The organism is Leptolyngbya sp. O-77 (genome assembly GCF_001548395.1).
In the GTDB taxonomy this organism is placed as follows: Bacteria; Cyanobacteriota; Cyanobacteriia; order Elainellales; family Elainellaceae; genus Thermoleptolyngbya.
In genome coordinates this window covers 4,680,902-4,700,813 of the sequence record NZ_AP017367.1, presented here as the reverse complement: position 1 = coordinate 4,700,813, position 19,912 = coordinate 4,680,902, and the positions used below count along the sequence as shown (strand labels likewise).

Annotated in this window: 12 protein-coding genes and 1 pseudogene; 3 read left to right on the top strand and 10 right to left on the bottom strand. The window is 58.9% G+C overall.

All coding sequences use genetic code 11. The features are described from left to right. The first annotated feature begins 140 nt into the window (after positions 1-140). Entirely contained in the window at positions 141-1,202 is a 1,062-nt protein-coding gene (hemE, locus tag O77CONTIG1_RS19780; protein WP_068514224.1) for a uroporphyrinogen decarboxylase, read from the top strand. A 324-nt stretch (positions 1,203-1,526) separates the two neighbouring features. Then, entirely contained in the window at positions 1,527-2,546 is a 1,020-nt protein-coding gene (locus O77CONTIG1_RS19775) for an NAD-dependent epimerase/dehydratase family protein (RefSeq protein WP_084782865.1), read from the top strand. 240 nt (positions 2,547-2,786) lie between these two features. Here the strand turns inward: O77CONTIG1_RS19775 and O77CONTIG1_RS19770 are convergent, their stop codons facing one another. Together O77CONTIG1_RS19770 and prfC are read right to left on the bottom strand one after the other, a co-directional pair. Further along, positions 2,787-5,078, bottom strand: a complete 2,292-nt coding sequence (locus O77CONTIG1_RS19770; RefSeq protein ID WP_068514221.1) for a M48 family metalloprotease — start codon at positions 5,076-5,078, stop codon at positions 2,787-2,789. Between the two features lie 242 nt (positions 5,079-5,320). After that, positions 5,321-6,949 (bottom strand): peptide chain release factor 3, encoded by a 1,629-nt coding sequence (gene prfC, locus O77CONTIG1_RS19765; protein ID WP_068514218.1) that lies wholly within the window; start codon positions 6,947-6,949, stop codon positions 5,321-5,323. 104 nt (positions 6,950-7,053) lie between these two features. Here prfC and O77CONTIG1_RS19760 point away from each other — a divergent pair, with 104 nt between their 5' ends. Beyond that, positions 7,054-7,422: a DUF4870 domain-containing protein gene (locus tag O77CONTIG1_RS19760; RefSeq protein WP_197673248.1), complete on the top strand. Its 369-nt coding sequence runs from the start codon at positions 7,054-7,056 to the stop codon at positions 7,420-7,422. Positions 7,423-7,529: 107 nt separating this feature from the next. On the opposite strand, the gene O77CONTIG1_RS19755 is transcribed toward O77CONTIG1_RS19760, so the two are convergent. The 8 genes and pseudogenes from O77CONTIG1_RS19755 to O77CONTIG1_RS19720 form a co-directional block, all read right to left on the bottom strand. Beyond that, positions 7,530-9,155 (bottom strand): S8 family serine peptidase, encoded by a 1,626-nt coding sequence (locus tag O77CONTIG1_RS19755; protein WP_172799730.1) that lies wholly within the window; start codon positions 9,153-9,155, stop codon positions 7,530-7,532. A 183-nt stretch (positions 9,156-9,338) separates the two neighbouring features. Then, on the bottom strand, positions 9,339-9,770 hold the full coding sequence (locus O77CONTIG1_RS19750; RefSeq protein WP_068514212.1) for an RNA recognition motif domain-containing protein: 432 nt from the start codon (positions 9,768-9,770) through the stop codon (positions 9,339-9,341). 491 nt (positions 9,771-10,261) lie between these two features. Further along, positions 10,262-12,034 (bottom strand): ABC-ATPase domain-containing protein, encoded by a 1,773-nt coding sequence (locus O77CONTIG1_RS19745; protein WP_068514209.1) that lies wholly within the window; start codon positions 12,032-12,034, stop codon positions 10,262-10,264. A gap of 168 nt (positions 12,035-12,202) precedes the next feature. Further along, the gene (locus O77CONTIG1_RS19740; RefSeq protein ID WP_068516847.1) at positions 12,203-14,353 is read right to left on the bottom strand and encodes a molybdopterin oxidoreductase family protein; all 2,151 of its coding nucleotides are present in this window, start codon (positions 14,351-14,353) and stop codon (positions 12,203-12,205) included. 36 nt (positions 14,354-14,389) lie between these two features. Next, complete coding sequence (locus O77CONTIG1_RS19735; RefSeq protein ID WP_068514206.1) at positions 14,390-15,232, bottom strand: ABC transporter ATP-binding protein; 843 nt, start codon at positions 15,230-15,232, stop codon at positions 14,390-14,392. 61 nt (positions 15,233-15,293) lie between these two features. Continuing rightward, positions 15,294-17,296, bottom strand: a pseudogene (locus tag O77CONTIG1_RS19730) (nitrate ABC transporter ATP-binding protein). Between the two features lie 146 nt (positions 17,297-17,442). Next, the gene (ntrB, locus tag O77CONTIG1_RS19725; protein WP_084782864.1) at positions 17,443-18,285 is read right to left on the bottom strand and encodes a nitrate ABC transporter permease; all 843 of its coding nucleotides are present in this window, start codon (positions 18,283-18,285) and stop codon (positions 17,443-17,445) included. Positions 18,286-18,438: 153 nt separating this feature from the next. Further along, positions 18,439-19,767 (bottom strand): CmpA/NrtA family ABC transporter substrate-binding protein, encoded by a 1,329-nt coding sequence (locus O77CONTIG1_RS19720; RefSeq protein ID WP_068514201.1) that lies wholly within the window; start codon positions 19,765-19,767, stop codon positions 18,439-18,441. Positions 19,768-19,912 lie beyond the last annotated feature (145 nt).

The window sequence follows — 19,912 nt, the reverse complement described above, 5'->3', positions numbered from 1 at the left end:
CCTACAACCTTACCTTTCGCTAGGTTTACTTCGCTAGGTTTATTCAGACTGTGTAGCAGCCTTGCAGAGTGATAGCGCAAGTCCCCCAAAACTCGAATTCCCAACCCCATCCCTAACCCGTTTAAAAGAGAGACGTTTCAATGACAGGATCAACCCAGGTGCCATACTTGCTTCGGGCTGCGCGTGGAGAGGTGCTAAACCGCCCGCCTGTGTGGATGATGCGCCAGGCCGGGCGCTATATGAAGATTTATCGGGATTTGCGCGACAAATATCCCTCCTTCCGTGAGCGCTCGGAGACGGTTGATCTGGCAGTGGAAATTTCGCTCCAGCCTTGGCGGGCCTTTCGTCCCGATGGGGTGATTCTGTTTTCCGATATCCTCACGCCGCTGCCGGGCATCGGTATCCCCTTCGACATCATCGAAAGCCGCGGCCCCATCATCGACCCGCCCATTCGCACCCAGGCGCAGGTCGATGCGGTTCATGAACTCGACCCCGAACAGCATCTAAGCTTCGTCGGCAAGATTCTGCGGACGCTGCGGCAGGAAGTGGGCAACGATGCAGCAGTGCTGGGCTTCGTCGGCGCACCCTGGACGCTGGCAGCCTATTCGATCGAGGGCAAAGGCTCGAAGGACTACACCATTATCAAGAGCATGGCATTTACGGAACCTGCGATTCTGCATCAGTTCTTGAGCAAGCTGGCAGATGCGATCGCCACCTACGTCTGCTATCAGATTGAAAATGGCGCTCAGGTGGTGCAGATGTTTGACTCCTGGGCAGGCCACCTCAGCCCGCAAGACTATGACCAGTTTGCCCTGCCCTATCAGCAGCAGGTCGTGCGCCAGGTCAAAGCCAAATATCCCGACACGCCGATGATCCTCTACATCAACGGCAGCGCGGGGCTGCTGGAGCGCATGGCACAATCGGGCGTGGATATCGTCAGCGTAGATTGGACGGTGGACATGGCAGAAGCGCGTCGCCGTCTTGGCCCCCGCGTCGGTGTGCAAGGCAATATCGACCCCTGTGCGCTGTTTGGGTCGCAAGCCTTTATTCGCGATCGCATTCTCGACACGATTCGTAAAGCTGGAAATCAGGGGCATATTCTCAACCTCGGGCACGGCATTCTCCCCGGCACGCCGGAAGAAAACGCCGCCTTCTTCTTTGAAACCGCCAAGCAGGCCGACAAGCTGCTGGCGATCGCCTGATCAGGGGTTAGGGGTTAGGGGTTAGGGGTTAGGGGTTGGGGCGTGCTTTAAAACCCCTATGATCACCCCCTCTAACTCCCCTTAAGGAAGGGGGGGAACCGAGCCGAACTACTCCGGAAGTCCCCCTTGTTAAGGGGGATTTAGGGGGATCGACTCAAGGCAATCAACGACCTAGAAAGTTTTTAAACACTGCCTAGGCTGCTGTTGGAAAATGACGGAATTTAGAGCGGGCATTCTGTGCGCTCTCCCCCTCTCCCTCTCTCTCCCTCTCTCCACCCCTCTGCTCCATCACTCCGCTACGCCATCCCCCGCCACCCTCACCACATGACTCCGAAGCGAATCCTCCTGACGGGCGCAAGCGGCTGCGTTGGGCACTACATTGCCGACGCATTGATTCAGCAAACGCAGCATGAGCTGTTTTTGCTGGTGCGCAATCCGCAGAAGTTTCGGCTAAACGTGGACGCGCGGCCGGGCGTGCATCTGCTAGTGGGCGACATGCGCCAGATCGAGCAGCACAATAAGCTGCTAAAAACCATTGACGTGGCGATTCTGACGGCGGCCGTGTGGGGCGGGGCGCAGGATGTATTTGATGTAAATGTGATCAAAACTATCCGGCTGATGAACCTGCTCGACCCGGATGTGTGCGAACAGGTCATCTATTTTTCCACTGCCAGCATTTTGGATCGCGAGGGCAAGCCCCTTAAGCAGGCAGGCGAAATCGGCACCGACTACATCCGCGCCAAATATGCCTGCCATCAGCGGCTATCTAAGCTGGCGATCGCCCCCCAAATTACCACCGTTTTCCCGACGCTCGTCTTTGGTGGCGACGACACCAAGCCCTACTCGCACCTCTCCGGCGGCATTACCGAGGTCACAAAATGGATCGGACTACTGCGCTTCCTCAAGCTCGACGGCAGCTTTCACTTTATCCACGCCCAAGACATTGCTCAGGTCGTCGCCCATCTCGTAGAACATCCACCAGAACTGGGCGACCGACGCGAACTGGTGCTGGGCAGCGAGCCGATTACGGTGAACCGGGCGATCGCCGACATGAGCGCCTACCTGGGCAAGCGCATCTATTTCCGCATTCCGCTGACTCGTCGGCTGATCGATCTCCTCATTGTCCTCTTCCGCATCCAGATGGCCGCCTGGGATCGCTTCTGTCTGAGCTATCGCCACTTTACCCATCAGCACTTCGTCAATCCTAGCACCTACGGCCTGCCGATGCGCTGTGCGACAGTCGCCGAGTTGCTGGCCGCCAGCGGTGTGTCCAGCCCCCGTGTGCCTCCGGTGGCGATCGCCCCCGCCCCGCTGGTCAAGGCAGAATCCGGCAGTGCAGAATAGGGTCACTCGTTCTGCGATATGACAATTCAAAAATTCAAAACAGTTTGAACAGTGGCTCAAAAAAGCGCCGAATCCATGACTAGGGGTATATCTCTTCTAGACCCTGCCGCGATAGAACCGACGCTCTTGTATGGCGCTACTCTTGTACGGCGCTACTCATGAAATTCCTGGCAGCCCACAGACGCTAGACAGGTACTCTAAAATCGCAAATCTAAAATCCAAAATCTAAAACCCAAAATCCTAAAAGCCCGTCAGGATGATATGGAAGCCCCAGAGCGCAGCGGCGATCGCCACAATCGTAGACCAGAGGGGGTGTTCGCTGCGGCAGACCGCGCCCTGGGTGGTTTGGATGGTTTCTACGTCGATCCAGGGCGTTGCACCCCGGCGAAACCAGCCTGTAACCGTGACGGGGCGGCCGATCAAGCCGCTGGGGTGGCGACCGGGTGCGAGGAGGCTGCCCAGCGGGCCGAGGCGATGTATGTGGTGCAGCCGGATTAGCCCTGTTTCGCACTGGAGCAGTAAGTCCTGGCTGGGCAGGGCGCAGATGCCGCGCTGACCCAGCAGCGTTCCCCGCAGGCGTAGCGGTTGGCCGGGTAAGGGAATTGGAGCCGGGGGCTGCATCAGTTCCACCAGAGACAGGTCGGCGGGAGCCGTGCGGGGAATGTCGCGGAAGAAGGAATTGATACGGACAAACGTGCCGAAGCTAAAGCCCAGCAGCCCGCAGCCCATCAGCAGCGTGCGATCGCCCCACATCCAGGTCAGCCCGCGCCAGTTGAACTGGGTGGCGACTCCGCCGACCAGCCAGAGGAAGAGCGCGATCGCCAGCCCAATGCCCAGCCCCAGGTATGGCGAGGCTTGCAGCAGCAAAGGACGACGTTCCTTCCAGGACAGGCGCGGTGGGGCGGCGGGCGGCAGGTCGAGTTCTGGGAACAAGCGCCAGTGCTGGGCATAGCGGCTGAGGTGCAGGAGGCGATCGCCCAGGGGTGGATGGGCATTGCTGACCGAGAGCCAGTGGCGGTGCGGGTTTTGGCAATCCCACTGGAGCAGGTCGGGGCTGGGATGCTGGGCGTAGAGGCTGCCCAGCGTGAGGGACGTTTTGATCCCAACGGGCATAAGTAGTTCCAGGCTTTCTAGCAGCGGGCTAGTCTGGCGCTGTTGGGCCACAGCCTGCGACAGGCCCAGGCTACATTTCAGCAGGGCGCGGCTGAGGGCGTTGGGGTTGCCAGTCAGGTTAGAGGAGGCGCGATCGCTGTAGAGCAGTCGCCGCCGCGAAAACCATAGCCCCACGGCCCGACATAGCCAGAAAATGCCATAGCATAGCAGCGAGACTGCCATCGCCAGAGAGCGCAGAACGGCATTGCGCTGGCAATCGCCCCACTGCCCCAGCGCCCGATACAGCAGATAGGGCAGCAGCCCCACCAGCACGACGAACGACATCACGCCTGCGGTCCAGTGTTGCAAATGCCCGATTTCCCCGGCCACCAGCGCCGCAATCTCGTCATCCCGAAGCTGCGCCAGCAGCCCCCGACTCACGACCAGATGCGACAGGCGAGGCAGCGATCCGTAGGTCAGCAGCAGCGGCGCGTCGGTGGGCAATAGTTCCAGCTTGGGCAGGGGGCGCTGCTGTTGGCCAAAGACTCGCTTTAGCACGCGGGCGGCTTCGGGGCTGGCTTGTTCCAGGGTGTCTACTGCTAGCGGCTGCATCTGGTAGGTTCGACGCAGCAGCAGTGTCATCAGCCAAGGTAGGGCGATCGCCAGACCCAATAGACCCAACAGCACCAGCGCCGCCGGATCGCGGTAAATGCTGTAATACCGAAGGTCAACCGGAAATGTGATGCGGGCAATCGTGTGGTTAAATAGCCAAAACGCTGCCAGCAGAAGCCCCCGCAGCAAGCCAAACAGGGCGATCGCCGTTCCCAGGCCCAGCGCCCACAGGCCCGCCCGATCCACCATCGGCAGCGGTGACCACTTCTGGGCGCGGCCGGCCAGCCGCCAGTCGATGGGTGTTGTTTGAACGGGGGCGATCGCCGTGCCGCTGGGCAGGGGGCTTGCCGATTCAGCGGGGGGATAGCTGGGCGATCGCAACGGGCGGCTGGGAGGGCGACTGCCGGGAGCGCGAGTCAACCCCGCCGCGAGGTCATCTTCTGACGCAGGCCGGGCAGCGTCCGGGGGAGCGTCTAAAGACTGTGCCGATGCAGCCGCAGGTTCAGCAGCTTCTGGATGGCGCTGGGCAATCTCTGCCAGGGCTTTGGCGGCCCAGCGGCGAGTCTGCACGTGGGAACTGTTGCTGAGGGTTTGACAGAGGGCGATCGCCTCCTGCACATTGCCCGATTTTTCGTAGGCCATCACCAGCCCCATTCGCGCCTTGAGCTGCACCGAGCGCTCGGCGGGCGTGCGAAATAGGCTCTCCAAATGGGCGATCGCCGTGCCATATTCCTGCCGCTTCAGCGCTGCCAGCCCCGCATCCAGCAGCGCCCGCGCCGCCGCGCCCGTAGAACCGGACGATACAGGCAATTTTGACCGCTCGCTCATATCCGCTCCTCGCTGGCGTGGCTCAAAGGATCATCTAGCCCAAAGGCTGAGTCAAGCGCTAAGGCTCGTTAAAATGCTGCGCTAGTCATGCGTTAGAGAAAGTTACACAATCCCTAACCCAAGCATAGGGGCTATTCGCAAACCGGCCCAGAGAAAAGTGCAACTTGGAAAAATGCAGCTTGCCTCTAGGCTTCCCAGAAAATACGGAAATGACACGCGATCGCACTGCTATAAGGCTAGAATTACACCGCTGCGGGTTCCTGACCCGATGCGATCGGGGCGATCGCCCGCAGGTCGAGTGCGGGATGCTCTGCCTCCACCTGCTGACAGTTCCACTCGTTTTTGAACAGCAGCACCGGGCGGCCCCAGCTATCTTTTACGGTTACCGTGTTGAATAAGCGACCTGCCTTTTCCAGTGCCTCCCAGCCGCCGCCCACCCAGCGAGCCACACTGTAGGGCAGCGGATCGAGCAGACTTTCCACGTTGTATTCATTCCGCAGGCGGAACTGCACCACTTCAAACTGGAGTTGCCCCACAGCAGCGAGAATCGGCTCTCGCTTGGACTCGTCGGTGGAGTACATAATCTGCACTGCGCCCTCTTCTCGCAGCTCGTTCACGCCCTTTTGGAACTGCTTGAACTTGCTGGGGTTGGGGTTTCGCAAATAGGCAAAGAGTTCCGGCGAAAAAGACGGAATGCCCTCATATTCCAGCTTTTTGCCGTTATAAATCGTGTCTCCAATGGCGAACATGCCGGGGTTGTTCAGACCAATTACGTCGCCGGGATAGGCCTCATCAAGGGACTGTCGTCCCTGCCCAAACAGCTTTTGCGGATGCGACAGGCGCACCGTCTTGCCCGTGCGGGCATGGCTCACCACCATGTCTTTTTCAAACTTGCCGGAACACACGCGCACAAACGCGATGCGATCGCGGTGTTTGGGGTCCATATTGGCTTGCAGCTTGAACACGAACCCGGAAAATTCGGGATAGGTGGGGTCGATGTCGCCCTGGCTGCTGCGGCGCGAACCGGGCTTCAGCGCGTAGTCCAAAAACGATTCCAGAAATAGCTCCACGCCAAAGTTTGTCATGGCGCTGCCAAAAAACACAGGCGTTAGCTTACCCGCGTGAACCTGCGCTAGGTCAAACTCTGTGCCTGCTGCTTCTAGCAGTTCCAGTTCTTCTTTGAACTGGTAATACAGATCTTGCTCCAGCAGATCTTCGATGCGCGGATCGCCCAGATCGATGACTGTATCCTTGGCTTCGCGGCTGCCGTGGGCCGTGCGCTCAAACAGGTGGATTTGCTTTTTGCGGCGGTCATACACGCCTTTGAAGCGATCGCCCATGCCGATGGGCCAGTTCACCGGGTAGGTTTGCAAGCCCAACTCCTGCTCGATTTCGTCCATCAGCTCTAGCGGGTCGCGCCCGGGCCGATCCAACTTGTTGAAAAAGGTGAAGATGGGAATTCCCCGCATCCGGCACACCTCAAACAGCTTGCGGGTTTGCGGCTCTAGACCTTTGGCCGCGTCTTCCAGCATCACCGCGTTATCTGCCGCCGCCAGCGTCCGGTAGGTGTCTTCGCTAAAGTCCTGGTGTCCCGGCGTGTCCAGCAGGTTGATCGTGTAGCCGCTGTAGTCAAATTGCAGCACCGTAGAGGTGATGGAGATGCCCCGCTGTTGCTCCATCTCCATCCAGTCCGAAGTGGCGTGGCGCTGCGCTCGCTTGGCTTTCACAGCACCCGCTTCGTGGATTGCGCCTCCGTACAGCAGCAGTTTTTCCGTCAGCGTGGTTTTCCCCGCGTCGGGGTGAGAAATGATCGCAAAGTTGCGCCGTTGGTCAACCGCAGTGGCGATTTCAGTCTGAAGGTCGGTGGTCATGCCAGCAAAGACTCAGAAGCAAATACAGCAAGCAACCTTTATCGTAGCAAGCCAGCCCAAATCGTGGGCGATCGCCGGAAAAGCTGGCTCATCTGGTGAAGACAATGGTACTCCTGACTCGACTCTTCACACCCATGACTGATCTGGAAAAACGAAAGCTTTACTCTGTCCTTTGTCACGGATCGCAGTTGATTAGCTATGCGCTGGTGTCTGTCGCGGTGCCGATTGTGTTTCTCTTGGTGTCCGAAGATCCCGTCGTGCAGGGCAACGCCAAAGAAGCCATCAATTTTTACCTGACAGTGCTGATCTGGGGAATCATTTTCTTTGTGCTGTCGTTTGTGCTGATCGGCATTCCATTTCTGATCGGGCTAATCATCGTCAGCGTGATTATGCCGATCATTGCAATGGTGCAGTCCGCCAGCAACCTGGAGCGTCCCTATCGCTATCCCTGCATCTGGCACTTTATCGATTAGCTGTGTTGAGTAGTTGGATTGAAGCAGGTCATGAGCGGGCAGAGCGGAGAAAGTCCTGCTGAACTGCCCCAACACCTCATCACCCCAACACCTCATCACCCCAACATCTACTCCACTGGAACTGTCCACCATGCGAGGGCGTAGTTCTGGGTCGGAGTGTTAGCGCGATCGCGATACACGACGCGAATCTTGTAGCGGCCGGTTTCGGGGACGGCGTGAAAGATATGCTCTACGCTGTCTACGGCGCTGACGGATGACCAAATGCGATCGCCCAAATCCTCATCCTCCGCCCGCATCAGGTAAATATCCAGGTTGTTCAATCCCTTGTCGTCAAAGCTCTCGCCCACGTCATACAGACCGTTGCGATTGGCATCCTTCAGCTCTACCACGCGGTTCCAGGCGAGGGTAATGGCGACGTGGCTGCCTGCTACCAGCGGCCGCTCCAGCACATAGTCTCGATAGGCGGGCGCGTCGCGTCTGGTGCCAACGGTGCGATAGTCCCAGCCGATGGGCGGCACGGGCGCATCGGGCGCAAACTGACCAGAGCCAAACTGCATCAGCGACCGATAGGCGTGCAGATGCCCGGTTCCCAGGTCAGCATCCAGCGGTTTGGTTTCGTCCGTGTAGGCATCAGAACTGAGCCAGTCGCGGTTTTGCTTGTTGACGGCAGTGCGCGTCATGCCCAGCATCAGACCATCGCCCTGGTCCTGAATCTTGTCTGCTGCGTTCATCATCACCGCTTTCATCACCTCGTGGCGACGGGCATCCAGGCTCCAGTTGGGCTGCTGTTCGCGGATCTGGCGATCGCCAAATTCCTGCAACAGCGCCACCATCGCCGTCACATGGGGCGCAGCAAAGCTCGTCCCCGTGGCGGGGTTGCTGAGGGTTCCGTCGGGGTTGATGGTTTGAATATTAGTGCCCGGAGCCATCAAGCTAACGGAGCGGCGCGGGCCGACGTTGCTTTCTGGCTCGCGCGATCGCCCGTAGATCGGCGGCGGCTCACTGCCCAGATCAAAAAAGCTGACCTTTCGATAAACGCCATTGACGGCGATCGAGTTCGACACGATCATGCCGTTGAAATTATCGGTGGGAATGGGAATGCCCCCTTCGCCCTGGTTGCCTGCAATCACGTACAGCACGTTATGCTGATTTGCCGACCAGTCAATACACTGCGTCAGCAAGGCGTTGCCGTCTAGCTGGGCATTGGGGCGCGGGTCTTGCGACAGCGACTCGCCAAAGCTGAAGTTAATCGCCCGCACATCGTCGCCGTTTTGCAGCGCCACCGTCTGCGAAGCGAGGCACTCTTGCGGCTGGCCGCCGCGCCGCTCAAAGCCCGCTGCTGCTGCGTAGAGCTTCGCCTCGGGCGCAACGCCCTGCACCAGCTTGTCGTTGCTCACCATGACGCTGGCCACGCCTGCTGCATGGGGGTCTACCGTATCGTTTGGACGGGCCAGCCCATCCCGAAAGAACACCTGGCGTACCCGCACTGCGAAGTTATTGGCAGCCGTTTTATCGAGTCCAAACAGGGCCGGGCGACCAATTTCGACCTGACCAATGGCAATTTTGCGGCCTAGGAGGTTGTAGGGTTCGGACTGCACCCGACGGGCATCGATACCGCCCGCTTCCATTGAGTTGATAGAGGCAATGTAGGCGATCGCCGGAGTACCCAGCAGCGACATCGCCATACCCGCCATGACCCACCGCAGTCGTTTTGCCAGTCGCCGCTTTGCCATGAAATCGTTCCCCCAACAACAGCCTGAAAAGTGGATTTGCCTTACATCCTAAAGTTTGTCGCAGCGAACGGCAACCAAAAAGGACGACCGGAGTGCGATCGCCCTTTGAAGCTTGAAGCTCAATGAACCGATATAAGAAACGAGAATCTATCGGACTCTATGCGCCACACGCACTCAGCCAAGCTAAGAGTTTGCCGTTTGGGTAGACAGCAGTTCCTTTAGCTTTTCTAGCTCTTGGGCCCAGCGAGGATCGGGCTGCACGGATTCTGGCTCCGTCGTTGCGGTGGCCTTCTTGCCCTTGCTGTTTTTCTTGCGGTTGCCGTTGCTGGCAGTGGAAGGAGCCTCCTCTCCCTCCTCGCTGCCCTTTTCGCGAGGCTGGGCGCGTTCAATTTTCAGTGGGGTTTCCTTAAACAGGAAGCCATCAAACTTTTCAATGACCTGGTCTGCCTGCTCTTCGCTTTTCACCGTGACAAACCCAAAGCCGCGGCATTTCCCAGTTTTACGGTCGGTGATGATTTTGGTGGTCAAGGTTTCATCAAATTCCGCAAACAGGGCAGCCAATTCTTGCCGCTCTAGCTCTTTGGGCAAATTGCCTACATAAAGACGAATGGACATAGTATCGAAGATTCCTCCAGGTTGAATTCAGTCTAATAGCTTGGAAGTCTTGCTATGAGAAGCCTGTAGTGCGGGCGATGTCCCCAGAGCAGGCTGGTTTCCAGAGCAGGCTGTAGTTTATTAAAGTCTGATGGAAACGCTCAGGTGAGTATTGAGTAGGCAAGTTCCTTCGGCGTATCGACAAACCTGTCGAGGACAAACCTGTCAGGCCGTCAGGATTTGCGTTTAGCGTTCGCTCGTTATGAGTCCGTTATGAGTCTGTTGAAAATTGCGGCTTAGGATACCGTCGCCTTCACTAAGGTATCACGGCGACCGGCTCCGAAGATGGCAATTACATAGATTTCATGCTGGGGTTGTAGGGAGAAATGGGCCGATGTCCCTGGTTTTGGGTCGATGAATCAGCGCGTATTTCGCTGCCGAAAGACGATTTCGGGCAATCAATCGCGCTAGAAGCGCTCGTTAGCCAAAATTTTCTTAGAAACTTCCTATTTTTACCGCAAGCTCAGAGATCGCAGACGATTAAAAGCTGCGGCAAGTTCCAGAGGTCGAACCGCCACCAGATCCCCCTGGGGATAGGTCGTCAGTTCGTCTATCTGGTCGGCGGCAAGCTGGGGTGCAATCTGATCCAGAAGATCGGGCAGCGTGCGGCGACCGTCGAGGTAGTGCTGCTGTAGATAGGCGATCGCCGCGCCAATAGTTCGCACCTGGCCTACTTCTACCAGTTGCTCCACCGCAGACAAATCTACCGTTTCTGAACCGAACACTAGTTCGTCGATGTCCCGTGCCTTCAGTTTGGGGGTGCGTTCTGGGCGATCGCCCTCGACCATGCGAGTATCCCCCCGGCGGCCGCCGTGCCAGGATTGTTCCCAGCGTTTTTCGGGCGAGTCGAGCCGTTTGGGGAGCGGAATGCGAGGGGTGAGTGAACCAAAGTGATTGCCCCCTTCAGCAGTGCGTTGAGTGGCAAACTGAGCGGCGATCGCTCTGGCCTGTTGGGTCACATCCTGGGGCAGGTAGTCGGTCATGGCAATGACGGTATCCGCCACGTCGAAATAGTCGCCGCTGCCGCCCATCACCAGAATTGTAGACACACCATCATCCTGGTAAAGCTGGCGGATTTTGTCGATCAGGGGCGTGATTGGCTCCTTGTCTTTGGCGATGAGGGCCTGCATCCGGCGATCGCGGATCATAAAGTTTGTAGCGGAGGTGTCTTCGTCTATCAGGAGCACTCGCGCTCCCGCCTCCAGCGCCTCGACGATACTGGCCGCCTGGGAGGTGCTGCCGCTGGCGTTTTCGGTGCTAAAGCGCGTCGTCGAGCGGCCCTGGGGCAGGTGGTTGATAAAGGGCGAAATGTCTACGCCTGTGATGCTGCGGCCGTCTTCGGCGCGAATCTTCACGGCGGCGGCATCGGTCACCAGATGTTCGCGCCCGTCGCCAGGAATGGCGGTGTAGATGCCGAGGGCGATCGCCCTGAGCAGGGTAGATTTGCCGTGGTAGCCACCGCCGACGATGAGCGTGATGCCTTTGGGAATGCCCATGCCCGAAATCTTGCCCTGGTTGGGGCGATCGAACTCCACCCGCAGCGACGCGGGCGAGCGAAATCGCACGGCGCTGGAGTCTTGGAGCGGGCGATCGTCTACGCCGCTCTGTCTGGGCAAGAGCGCCCCATCGGGGACAAAGGCCACCAGCCCCCGCGCTGCCAACTGGTCGCGCAGCCAGTCGGTGTCTTCTGCCACGGTCAAATGCTGCTGGAGTTCAGTCGGGTTCAAAACCGAGTAAAAGAGCGATCGCCCGACAATTAGCGGCAGGTCGTCGCACAACAGTTCTGCCGCCGTGCGTCCCAAGATTTGTCGTCCCCGTGCAGGCAGCCCCACCCAAAATCGCGCTTCAACAGCCGCCTCCGATACCCAAAGAGCCGATCGCTCCAGGATGTATTGACTGGTAGGGGCGATCGCAATCAGACCACTGTTGCCGCTGCCCCGCTTTTCGCGCACCGCCGCCGCTGCTTTGCCAAACTGCCGCGTCAGATAATCCCGCAGAGCGATTTCCCGGCTGCGCGTGTGGAATGTTTCTGGCGGGAAACCCGCCTCCGCCTGGGGCACGACGACCCGCAGCCGACTAGGAGCTGCAAACGGGTCGCCCTGCACAAAGTCAATATGCAGCGTAAAGCCCGGAAACCGATAGCTGCCCTGAATCTCTTTATAAGCCTTGTAGCCCAGCCCATCTAGCCGCACCAGAGTTTGCCGCAGCACCTGATCATTTGCCATAGCACCTATTCATCCAGCCAGCCAAAGACAGTTTAGGGAAGAAGGAAGAGAGAAGAAAGAAAAAAGAAGAGAGAAGAACAGGTTTTCCTTCTTCCTTCTTCCTTCTTCCCTCTTCGTTTTTCCCTTCTCTTCGTTTTTCGTTCTTCCTTCTTCCCTCTTCCCTCTCCCCTACCCCAGCACGCTCAACTCCTGACGCACGGGCGTTTCTACTTGCACGGGCAGCAGCTTTACCGCACAGGCCTTTAGCTCTGGCTGTTTCGAGTCGGGACAAGCTGCGGGGTGGGTGAGGGCGTTGGCTTCGGCATGGTCTGCCCAGAGTGCCCCCCAGTGCATGGGCACAAAGACCGTGCCAGGGGCGATCGCCTTTGTCACTTTTGCCGGAAAGCGGGCCCAACCCCGGCGCGATCGCACTTCTACCAAGTCTCCCTCCCCAATGCCCAGCGGCTCCGCATCGCGCGGGTGAATTTCGATAAAGGGGTTGGGGTGCATCTGGGTAATCTTTTCGGTGCGTCCAGTGCGGGTCTGGGTGTGCCAGTGTCCATACAATCGCCCCGTTGTCAGCACCAGCGGAAAGTCGGGGTCGGGGGGTTCTGCCAGCCCCCGCGAGTGAGCGGCGCTAAAGCGGGCCCGTCCGTCGGGCGTGTGAAATTGCAGGTCGGTGTAGAGGCGCTTGGCGGACTGGGTCTGCGATTCAGGGTTCTCACTGCTGGACAGCGGCCATTGCAAGGGGCCCTCCTGCTCTAGCCGTGCATGGCTGATGTCGCTCATGTCGCAGGGGCGGCCCTGGGTGAGCTTCACAAATTCAGCATGGACTTGGGCAGCGGTTTGAAAGGGGAACTGGGCGGCAAACCCAAGGCGGCGGCCGACTTCGCAGAAAATTTCCCAGTCGGCGCGGGCTTCGCCGGGGGCAGGCTGAAAGGCTTTAGCCAGCGTCACCACGCGCTCCGAGTTGGTCATGGTGCCGCTCTTTTCGCTCCATTGGGTGGCGGGCAGCAGCAGGTGGGCGAATTCGGCGGTTTCGGTGGGAAAGTAGGCTTCCTGGTAGATGGTGAAGGGCGATCGCCCCAGGGCCGCCTTTACTCGCACCAAGTCGGGCAGGCTCACGGCCGGATTCGTCGCCGCAATCCAGAAGAGTCCGACTTCGCCCCCTTCCAGCCCGCGAATCATGTCCCACACGGTGCGGCCGGGCATCGCGGAAATGCGGCCGGGTGGCAATCCCCAGGCTTGCTCCACTTCGGCGCGGTGCTGGGAATTGGCTACAAACCGATAGCCGGGTAGCAGGTGCGACAATCCGCCCGCCTCGCGGCCGCCCATCGCGTTGGGCTGGCCGGTCAGAGAAAACGGCCCCGCGCCGGGTCTGCCGATTTGCCCCGTCAGCAGGTGCAGGTTGATCAGGCTGCGGACTTTGGCCGTGCCTTCGCTGGACTGGTTCAGCCCCATCGACCACAGCGACAGCACTCGCCCCGACTCGCCCCACCAGCGGGCGGCGGTTTCCAGGTCGGATATAGAAATTCCGCAGCGATCGCTCACAATCTCCGGCGGGTAGTGGCGCACCACTTCGGCATAGTCGGCATAGCCGTTTGTATGCTGCTGAATGAATTCTGGCTGCTCATAGCCCCACTGCATCAGCAGGTAGGCAATGCCATTGAACAAATCAATATCTGTACCGGGGCGAATGGCCAGGTGCAGGTCGGCAGCGTCGGCGGTCTGGGTGCGGCGCGGATCGACCACAATCAGGCGGACATGGGGCGTTTTTTTGTGATACTTCCGCAGGCGATTGAAGGCGATCGGGTGACACTCGGCCATGTTGCTGCCGACGATCACCGCGCAGTCCGTTTGCTCCAAATCCTCATAGCAGCAGGGTGGCCCGTCTGCGCCAAAGCTCTGCCCATAGCCCGACACCGCCGAGGACATGCACAGCCGCGAGTTGGCATCGAAGTTATTGGTTCCCAAACAGCCCTTCATCAGCTTTTGGGCGGTGTAGTAATCTTCCGTGACGAATTGGCCGGAGCCATACATGCAGATGCCATCAGGGCCGTGGCTGGCAAGGACGGCGCGAATGCGATCGCACAGTTTGTCCAGCGCCTCGTCCCAGCTAATCTGCCGAAAGTCCTGATCCAGCGACTCGCGCCACATCGGATAGAGCAGCCGATCCTTGCCAATCGACTCCGCCACCGTCGCGCCCTTCACGCACACCATCCCCTGGCTGGACGGATGCGTGCGATCGCCCCGCACCTGCCACGCCCCCTTGCCCTGCAATGGCACGACCTCTAGCCCACAGCCCACGCCGCAATAGGGGCACAGGGTTTTAACTGGCATTTCTTCCTTCACGACTCTCTCACTCTCTCCTCAAACTCAGCCCACGTCGTCATGGGCATAGCGGTGATACAGGAAGTTCAGCGCTTCATTCCGCAGTTCGTAATAGCGCGGATCTTCCATGACGCGGCTGCGATTGCGGGGACGGGCGAAGGGAATGTCGAGAATTTCGCCGACCTTGGCGGCGGGGCCGTTGGTCATCATGACGATGCGATCGCTCAGCAAGAGCGCCTCGTCGATGTCGTGGGTAATCATCAGCACGGTGACGCGGTGATCCGTCCAGATTTTCAGCAGTTCCTCTTGCAATTCCTCGCGGGTGATCGGGTCGAGGGCCCCGAAGGGTTCGTCTAGCAGCAGCACCTCCGGGCGCAGGGCCAGGGCGCGGGCGATGGAGACGCGCTGCTTCATGCCGCCAGAGAGGGCGCGGGGTTTCTTGTCCATTGCGTCGGTCAGCCCCACCATCGCCAGATGTTCACGGGCGATCGCCGCCTTTTCGCTCTTGGAAAGCTCCGGCCGGGCCGCGTGTAGCCCCAGGTAGACGTTCTCGTAGGCTGTCATCCAGGGCAGCAGCGAATAGTTTTGAAACACCACCATGCGATCGGGGCCGGGTTCCGTAATCCGCTGGTTTCGCAGGCGCACCTCGCCGCTAGTCGGCGTGCGGAAGCCCGACACCATATCCATTAGCGTCGATTTGCCGCAGCCGGAATGGCCGATAATGCTGACAAATTCACCTTCCTGTACCGCCAGATTCACGCCATCCAGCACGGTGTAGGTGCCGCCATCTTTGGTGGGATACACCTTCGAGACATTCTCGATCATCAAAAACGCATCGGTCGTGGGTACAGGCTGCGGCTGGAGTTGGTTTGAGTCGAGAGTCTGCATTGTTAAGGATTCGGGGTTGAGAGAGAGGAGAGAATGGAGCATAGAGCTGGCTTTTTACACCTCACACGGTTACGACATCAACGCTGACTTCCTCAATTTGCACATCGCGCTTGATGGCGAGGCTGTTAAGATAGCCGATGGGGTCGTCTGGATCGAACACGCTGCCGTCGGCGAAATGGATCGGGCTGCGATTGGGTTCGGTGTCGAGCAGTCCCAGGTCGCGGGCGGCAGCACCGAACACATCCAGACGGCGGGTGCGATCGAGGATGTCGAACCAGTTGCGCGGGAAGGGGGTGATGCCCCAGCGGGCGAGTTGCGTCATGATCCACAGCCCTTCGGTGCGGTAGGGGCAGTTGGTGCGATCGACGAAGAACTGGTTATACCGCAGGATTTGCTCTGGCTCGTCGCCCGTGCCCCGGTCGTAGGGGGTGACCAATCCTGGGCGGATCTGCTCGATGCTTGCGCCGACGTATTCGGTGCGGGAGAGCAGTTCTGCCAGGGTTTCTCGGTTGCGGCGATCGTCGCAATATTCGCAGGCTTCGAGCAGGGCTGTAACAAGGGCGATGTGGGTTTTGGGATAGCGATTTGCCCAGTCTTCGCGCACGCCCAGCACTTTTTCCAGGTGGCCGGGCCAGATGTCGAGGTCGGTGGCGATCGCATAGCCCAGTCCTTCCTGAATGGCGCGAGAGTTCCACGGCTCGCCCACGCAAAAGCCGTCGATGCCGCCACCCTTGAGGGCGGCCACCATCTGCGGCGGCGGAATCGTGACGATGTTGACATCTTGGTCGGGGTCGATGCCGCCCGTTGCCAGCCAGTAGCGCATCATCAGGTTGTGCATGGAGGCGGGATGCACCACGGCCAGCGTCGGCACTTTGTCGGGGGTGCGGGCGATCGCCGCCTTCAGGTCTGCCAGCGTCCGCACGCCTTCATGCAAAAAGCGCTTGCTGAGGGTGATGGCGTTACCGTTGCGGCTGAGAACTAGACCAGTCGTCATAGGAACAGGCGCTTTGCCGCCCATGCCCAGGGTCAGCGCCAAGGGCATCCCGGCGATCATCTGGGCTGCTGCGTCGAGACGCCGCTGGTGATGCCTTCGGCGATCGCCTTCCAGCTTGGCTCGCGGCTGAGGGTCACTTGCTCCAGCCCGTATTTCTCGAAAAAGCCCAGCTCTTTGGCCACCACCAGCGGCGCACAGTCCGTCAGCGGCACAAAGCCCAGCTCCAGGTTGACTTTTTCCAACCCGTTGCGGGCGATCGCCCCCACCTGCACCGCCGCTTTGCGCTTCTTCGCCTGCTTTTGCTGGTTCAGGAAGTAGACAATTTCGCTCCGCATTCCGTAGTAGCTGGGATGGTTCACCACTTCCAGGCGATCGCGCGGCCGCTCAAACGGCACCTCCATGATTTGCCCCACGTAGGATTCTGGTCCATTGGTGAGCATCACGATGCGATCGCTCAGCAGCAGCGCTTCATCCACGTCATGCGTCACCATAATGCAGGTCAGCTCATGCTCCTCGGCAATTTGCATTAGTTGGTCTTGCAAACTGCTGCGGGTGAGGGCATCCAGCGCCCCAAAGGGTTCATCCAGCAGCAGCAGCTTGGGACGAATCGCCAGGGCACGGGCGATCGCCACCCGCTGCTTCATGCCGCCGGAGAGTTGCCCCGGCCGCTTGTCGGCCGCGTGGCGCAGGTTCACCAGGTCGATGTGCTGTTCCACAACGGCGCTGCGCTCTGATTTGGAAGCCGTCGCCATGACGCGATTCACCGCCAGGGCAATGTTCTCGCGCACCGTGAGCCAGGGCAGCAGCGAATAGTTTTGAAACACCACCATGCGGTCGGGGCCGGGTTCGGTGACCTGACGACCTTCCAGCACCACGCCCCCCGCCGCTGGTTTTGCCAGCCCTGCAATGATATTGAGCAGCGTCGATTTGCCACAGCCGGAGTGGCCCAGCAGCGAGACAAACTCGCCCTTACGAATCGTCAGGTCAATATTCTTCAGTGCAATGTATTCTCCACCGCCAGGGAGCGGGAAGACCTGATCTACGTGGTCGATTTCTACAAATGGCAGCATTTTGGGAGTGTTGGGGAGGGGTGTTGGAGTGTTGGAGTGTTGGAGTGTTGGAGAGGGGGAGATGAGGAGAGAGGGAGATGAGGGGATGAGGAGAGGGAACTTCTGATCCCCTGTCCCCTGACCCCTAAACCCTGATCCCTCACTCCCTACTTCTGCTCTTCGGGCACAACGCGGGAGGCGATAAAGCCAATCAGCGCATTCAGCAACAGACCCACCAGACCGACGTAGATGATGGCGAGGATCACTTCGCTATTGCTACCGCTGTTGTAGGCATCCCAGATAAAGAAGCCGATGCCCACACCGCCCGTCAGCATTTCCGCAGCAACGATCGCCAGCCAGGATAGACCGATCGCAATCTTGAGTCCGGTGAAAATGTAAGGCACGGTGGCGGGCAGCAGCACCTTGAGGAAGTAGTCCATCCGCGACAGCTTTAGCACGCGGGCGACGTTGTTATAGTCCTGCGGAATGTTTTGTACGCCGACGGCAGTATTGATGATGATGGGCCAGATAGCGGTGATGAAAATCACAAAAATGGCGGCGGGCTGAGAGTCGCGGAAGGCGGCCAGGGAAATGGGCAGCCAGGCCAGCGGCGGCACCGTTCGCAACACCTGAAAAATGGGGTCAAGCGCTTGAAACATCAGCAAACTCACGCCGATCAAGATACCGAGGGCAATTCCGGCGATCGCCGCCAGCGTGTATCCCACCGCCACCCGCTGTAAACTCGCGGCAATTTGCCAAAACAAGCCCTGATCCGTACCGCTACCGCGATAGAACGGGTCGATAATCAAATCCCACGTATCTTTCACCACCTGAATCGGCCCTGGTAGCGGCGTATTCTCGCCCGAACACAGCAGTTGCCAGATGCCCAGGAGAACAAAGAGGGCGATCGCCGTTGGGATAGAACGGCGAATGGTCTTGCCAAGCCATGCGCCCAAGTTAGAAGAGAGCGATCGCCCAGGGCGACGAGGAGAAGAGAGGTCGGCTGTCATGATTAGGGGTTAGAGGTTAGGGGTTGGGGATTAGGAACTGGAGGTTAGGGGTTGGGGGTTAGGAGCCGAATAGGGTAAAAAAAGATAAGTTACCCTAAAAGTCTGCAAACTGAGTGGCAACCTAACCCCCAACCCCTAAACCCTGATCCCTGATCAGACTTTCTTGATCTTCAAAGCATTGAGGTAAGCGCTGGGGTTCTCCGGATCGAACTTCACGCCATCAAAGAAGGTCTCGACACCGCGAGAGGTGCTGGCAGGGATGGCGGCTTCTTGCCCAATCGCCTTCGCTGCCTCACGCCACAAATCTTCCCGGTTCACTGCATCAATCAGTGCCTTGGTGTCGGTGTCGGCAGGCAGGTAGCCCCAGCGGATATCTTCCGTCAGGAACCACAGGTCGTGGCTCTTGAATGGATAAGATGCAGCATCTTGCCAGTATTTCTGCATCAGATCCTGACTCTCAAACTGGCGCGTCCCCATGTTGTAAATGCCTTTGGAGCGATCGATGATGTCCTCGTAGGGCACCTTAAACCACTCACGACCAGAGACAATCTTGCACATCTCTTCCTTATTCGCGGGGTCATCACACCAAATCTGCGCTTCTTGGACAGCCATCAACAGCGCCTTGGCCGCCTTGGGGTTCTGCTCTACCCACTCTGCCCGCATCGCAAACGCCTTTTCGGGGTGGTCTTTCCACAGTTCTCCCGTGGTGAGGGCGTTGTAACCCAGCTTTTGGTTCACAGTTTGCAACGGCCAGGGTTCACCCACGCAGAAGGCTTCCATATTGTTGACCTTGATGTTGGCCACCATCTGAGGCGGGGGCACTACAATGGTCGAAATGTCTTTGTCAGGGTCGATGCCGCCTGCCGCCAGCCAATAGCGCATCCACAGGTCGTGGGTACCACCGGGGAACGTCACGGCTGCCTTGATTTCGCCCTTCTCAGACTTGGCTTTGGCAAAGGCCTCCTTGAGCGGCGCACTGTCAGTGCTGATTTTCAGATCCTTATAGGAGTTAGCAAGGCAAATCCCCTGACCATTCAAATTTAGACGCGCCAGAATGTTCATCGGCACCTTCTGGTTGCCCTTAGTAATCGCGCCTGCCGACATCAGATAAGGCATGGGCGTGAGAATGTGCGCTCCATCGATGCCGCCGCCGCTAGAACCCAGTTCCAGGTTGTCGCGGGTGACCGCCCACGAAGCCTGCTTCAGCACCTCCACATCGGGCATTCCATACTTGGCAAACAGACCTTTCTCTTTGGCGATGATCAGCGGTGCGGAATCGGTCAGCGCAATGAAGCCGAGCTTGGCCGTGGTCACTTCGGGTGTGTCGGCTGCGGTCACAGGAGCGGGCGAGGCTGGAGCGTTGGCGGCAGGACTGCCAGTGTCCGAGGGCGACGAGTCACCACTGCATCCATTCGCTAGGATTGTGGCACCTGCGGTCACGCCTGCCGTGAAGATAAATTTCCGCCGAGAAAGTCTAGACATAGGTTCAGTTCTCCAGGTTGTAGCTAGGGTAATCAGTTGGCAAATTTTGGGATGTAAAATCCCTTACCAGTTGTGCCCGGTGTCAAGATCCGGTGAGAAACTGGCTGGGCTAGGAATCAGGTTTGAGGAGCGGAGTTAGAGACCA